This window comes from Streptomyces sp. SM1 (assembly GCF_002910825.1).
GTDB classification, from domain to species: Bacteria; Actinomycetota; Actinomycetes; order Streptomycetales; family Streptomycetaceae; genus Streptomyces; species Streptomyces okerensis.
On record NZ_NEUB01000183.1, the window covers coordinates 1 to 4,257 of the forward strand.

At 73.0% G+C, this 4,257-nt stretch carries 4 protein-coding genes; 3 read left to right on the forward strand and 1 reads right to left on the reverse strand.

Annotation, left to right across the window (positions count from 1 at the left end):
* A partial coding sequence (locus B9S61_RS04250) for a DMT family transporter (RefSeq protein ID WP_181007231.1) occupies positions 1-858 on the reverse strand: 858 nt, incomplete at its 3' end.
* Positions 859-1,068: 210 nt separating this feature from the next.
* Between B9S61_RS04250 and B9S61_RS04255 the strand changes: the two genes are divergently transcribed.
* The 3 genes from B9S61_RS04255 to glgC all read left to right on the forward strand — a co-directional run.
* Entirely contained in the window at positions 1,069-1,824 is a 756-nt protein-coding gene (locus tag B9S61_RS04255) for a (2Fe-2S)-binding protein (protein ID WP_258039539.1), read from the forward strand.
* A 38-nt stretch (positions 1,825-1,862) separates the two neighbouring features.
* The gene (gene glgA / locus B9S61_RS04260) at positions 1,863-3,014 is read left to right on the forward strand and encodes a glycogen synthase (RefSeq protein WP_103540989.1); all 1,152 of its coding nucleotides are present in this window, start codon (positions 1,863-1,865) and stop codon (positions 3,012-3,014) included.
* A gap of 50 nt (positions 3,015-3,064) precedes the next feature.
* On the forward strand, positions 3,065-4,257 hold a 1,193-nt coding region (glgC, locus tag B9S61_RS04265; RefSeq protein WP_103540990.1), incomplete at its 3' end, for a glucose-1-phosphate adenylyltransferase.

Here is a 4,257-nt window from a genome sequence, read left to right on the forward strand (position 1 = left end):
GGCCGCAGGGGCCGCCTCCCGCTGCTCGCGTGCCAGCCGCTCCGTCGTGAGCAGGATCAGCCCGCCGGCCGCCACCACGCCACAGCTCAGCGCGAGCGCCGTGCCCGTCGTGCCGTAGCGGAAGGTCTCGCCGAACATCGTGAGGCCGACCGCGGCCGCGACCACCGGGTTCACCACCGTCAGGGTGGCCAGCGGCGCGGCGAGGCCGGCCCCGCGGTAGGAGGCCTGGGACAGCAGCACGCCGGCCGTGGCCAGGACGCCGATCACCGCCAGGGACGGCAGGTTCGCCGCGGCGAGCCCACCGGTCCAGTCGACCGCCACGGTCTTGGTGAAGACGGAGGACATTCCGAACGCGACACCGGACGCGGTGGCCAGCAGGATGCTGCGCACCGCGGGATGCCGGTGCGCGGCCCGGGCCGCGATCATCAGCGCCACGATCGCACCGGCCGTCACCACCGCCGCCGCCACCCGCTGCGCGGTGTCCAGCGACTGCGCGTCGGCCGAGCCGACCAGGGACAGCAGGCCCGCGAGACCCACCGTCGCCATGATGGCGCCCCGCCACGCGGTCGCCCCGGCCCTGCGGCCGACGAACAGCGCGGCCATGGGCAGGACGAAGACGATGGTGAGGGCGCCCAGCGGCTGTACGAGACTCAGCGGACCGTAGGCGAGCGCGACCACGTGGAGCAGTCCGCCGAGGCCGTTCAGCCCGACCGCCGCCCACCAGCCCGGCCGGCGCAGCGGCGCGTACTGCTGCGTGCCGGGTGAGGACACCGCGACGCGCTCCTGCACGATCGCTCCGCCGGCGTACGCCACGGCAGAGACGAACGACAGCAGCACGGACAACGCAAGGGCGCTCATCGGCTGCTCCTCTGCGTAGGACCGGAGCGGTGGACCCGGCGCGGCGAACGATCGGCTCTCATAACCAACACGATGCCGCCTCAGGCTGTTCCCGTCGTCGTCCCTGAGCACTCAATGAGTCCTACTGCCGATGGAGTACGACGGCCGCCCCGTCATCCCCTGGGTGGGTACCCCACGACAGAGGGCCCCTGGTTGCTTCCCCTAGGGGACTTGGTACTACTGCACTTCGTGGACCTCGACCCCCGCCTCACCGCCCTTCACCGCCTCGGCGGCTTCTCCATGCTGCGCACCGGGGAGGTTCCCGGCCGCCGCCTGCCCACGCTCGACCGGGCATACGGCCCCGGACGGCCCGGCGTTCAGGGCGGCGCCCTGGCCTCACGGGTCCGCAGGGTAGCCGGAGCCCTGCGGACCTCCGAGGCCCGGGTCGCCGCGTCGGTGGCCCAGCAGGGGCTCGCCGCGCGCCTGTGGTCCGTGGCCCTCGGCTGCGCCGCCCTCTACGGCGCCGTCCCCGACCTCGCCCCGCGGCTCCTGCGCTGGGACCCCGGGGGCAGCGCCCCGGACGACCTGTGGCTGACCACGGTACGGCCGCTTCCCGCCGACGCGGCGACGATCGCGGACCTGGTGCTGCACGGCCACCTCGAGCCCCTCGCCGCCGCCCTGCGCTCCCGCCACCGTCTCGCGCCGGGTCTGCTGCGCGGCAACGCCGCCTCCGCGCTGGCCGGTGCCGCCCGCGAACTGGGCCGCTGGGGGCACCGGAACGGCCGTACGGACGTCGCCGCCCGGGCCGGCTCGCTGGCCCGCGAACTCCTCGCCGACCCGATGCTCGCCGGCACCGGAACCCTCTCCGGCACCGCCTTCCGGCGCCGCAGCTGCTGTCTGTACTACCGGGTACCCGGCGGGGGCCTCTGCGGCGACTGCTGCCTCGTACGGCCGCCCCGCTCTTCCCCACGCGCCCCATCTGGGTGACCATGAGGACAACGTCCGCTCAGACAGGGGGTTCACACGTGCGAGTGGGACTGCTGACCAGGGAGTACCCCCCGGACGTGTACGGCGGCGCCGGAGTCCACGTGGAGTTCCTCGCCCGGGAGCTGAGATCCCTGGTGGACCTGGAGGTGCACTGCTGGGGCGAGGGCCGGACGGACGGGGTGCTGCGCCACCGTCCCTGGACCGCGCTCGACGGCTCCAACGACGCCCTGCGCACCTTCTCCGTCGACCTCGCCATGGCCGCCGCCCTGGAGGGCCGCGAACTCGTCCACTCCCACACCTGGTACGCCAACCTCGGCGGCCACCTCGCCAAGCTGCTGTACGGCATCCCGCACGTGATGACCGCCCACTCGCTGGAGCCGCTGCGCCCCTGGAAGGCCGAGCAGCTCGGCGGCGGCTACGCCCTGTCGAGCTGGGCCGAGCGCACCGCCGTCGAGGCCGCCGACGCCGTGATCGCCGTGTCGGCGGCCATGCGCGAGGACATCCTCGGCTGCTACCCGGACCTCGACCCCGGCCGGGTGCACATCGTGCACAACGGCATCGACACCTCCCTGTACCGCCCCGACCCCGGCACCGACGCCCTGGACCGCGTCGGCCTGGACCGCTCCCGCCCGTACGTCCTGTTCGTCGGCCGGATCACCCGGCAGAAGGGCGTGCCCCATCTGCTGCGGGCCGTGCGCGGCATCGACCCGGCCGCGCAGGTCGTGCTCTGCGCCGGAGCCCCGGACACGCCCGAGATCGACCGGGAGTTCCGCGAGCTGTACGAGGAGCTGAGCCGGGTCCGCGAGGGGGTGCACTGGATCCCGCAGATGCTGCCGCGCCCGGAGGTGATCCAGCTGCTCACCCATGCCGCCGTGTTCGTGTGCCCCTCGGTGTACGAACCGCTCGGCATCGTCAACCTGGAGGCCATGGCGTGCGGCACCGCGGTGGTCGCCTCCCGGGTCGGCGGTATCCCGGAGGTCGTGGCGGACGGCTCCACGGGGGTACTCGTGGACGCGGACGACGACTTCGAGGCGGGCCTCGCGCGAGCCCTCGACTCGGTCCTCGGCGACCCGGCCGCGGCGCGGCGGATGGGCGAGGCGGGACGGGAGCGCGCGGTCACCGAGTTCGGCTGGGACGCGGTGGCGCGGCGGACGGCCGGGCTCTACGAGGAGATCCTCAAACAGGCTTAGTCCCGTCCGTCCGGGGCAGTCTTGGTAAAATCGGCGTGAGGGGAGCGGCCATGCGTCGTGGTGGTCCTTCGGTCCTGGGAATCGTGCTGGCGGGCGGCGAGGGCAAGCGCCTGATGCCGCTCACGGCGGACCGCGCCAAACCGGCGGTCACCTTCGGCGGCACCTACCGCCTGGTCGACTTCGTCCTGTCCAACCTGGTCAACGGCGACATCCTGCGCGTCTGCGTGCTCACGCAGTACAAGTCGCACTCGCTGGACCGGCACGTCACCACCACCTGGCGGATGTCCAGCCTGCTCGGCAACTACGTCACCCCCGTGCCCGCGCAGCAGCGCCTCGGCCCGCGCTGGTACCTGGGCAGCGCCGACGCCATCCTGCAGTCGCTGAACCTGATCTACGACGAACAGCCCGAGTACGTGGCCGTGTTCGGCGCCGACCACGTGTACCGCATGGACCCGCGCCAGATGCTCGCCCAGCACATCGAGAGCGGCGCCGGGGTCACGGTGGCCGGGATCCGGGTGCCGCGCTCGGAGTCCTCCGCCTTCGGAGTGATCACCCCCGGTCCTGACGGGATGAGCGTGGAGGGCTTCCTGGAGAAGCCGGCCGATCCGCCCGGACTCGCCGACGATCCCGAGTGCGTGTTCGCCTCCATGGGCAACTACCTCTTCACCACCAAGGCGCTGATCGAGGCCCTCCACCGGGACGCCGAGGACGAGCACTCGGTGCACGACATGGGCGGGTCGATCCTGCCCCAGCTCACCGAGCGGGGCGAGGCCCACCTGTACGACTTCAGCTCCAACCACGTGCCCGGCGAGACCAGCCGCGACCAGGGCTACTGGCGGGACGTCGGCACGCTGGACGCGTACTACGAGGCGCACATGGACCTGATCGCCGAGCGCCCCGCCTTCAACCTCTACAACCGGCAGTGGCCCGTCTACACGCACTCCGGCCAGCTCTCCCCGGCCCGCTTCAACGCGGGCGGCATGGCGAGCGAGTCGATCATCAGCGCCGGCTGCCTGATCCGGGGCCAGGTCACGCGGTCCGTGCTGTCGCCGGGTGTGGTGGTCGATCCCGGGGCGGTGGTGCAGGGGTCGGTGCTGCACGACAACGTGCACGTGGGGCGGGGCGCGGTGGTGCGCGGGGCGGTGCTCGACAAGAACGTCGAGGTGCCGCCGGGCGCGACCATCGGCGTCAACCCGGAGCGGGACGCGGAGCTGTACACGGTGTCCAAGGGCGGCGTGATCGC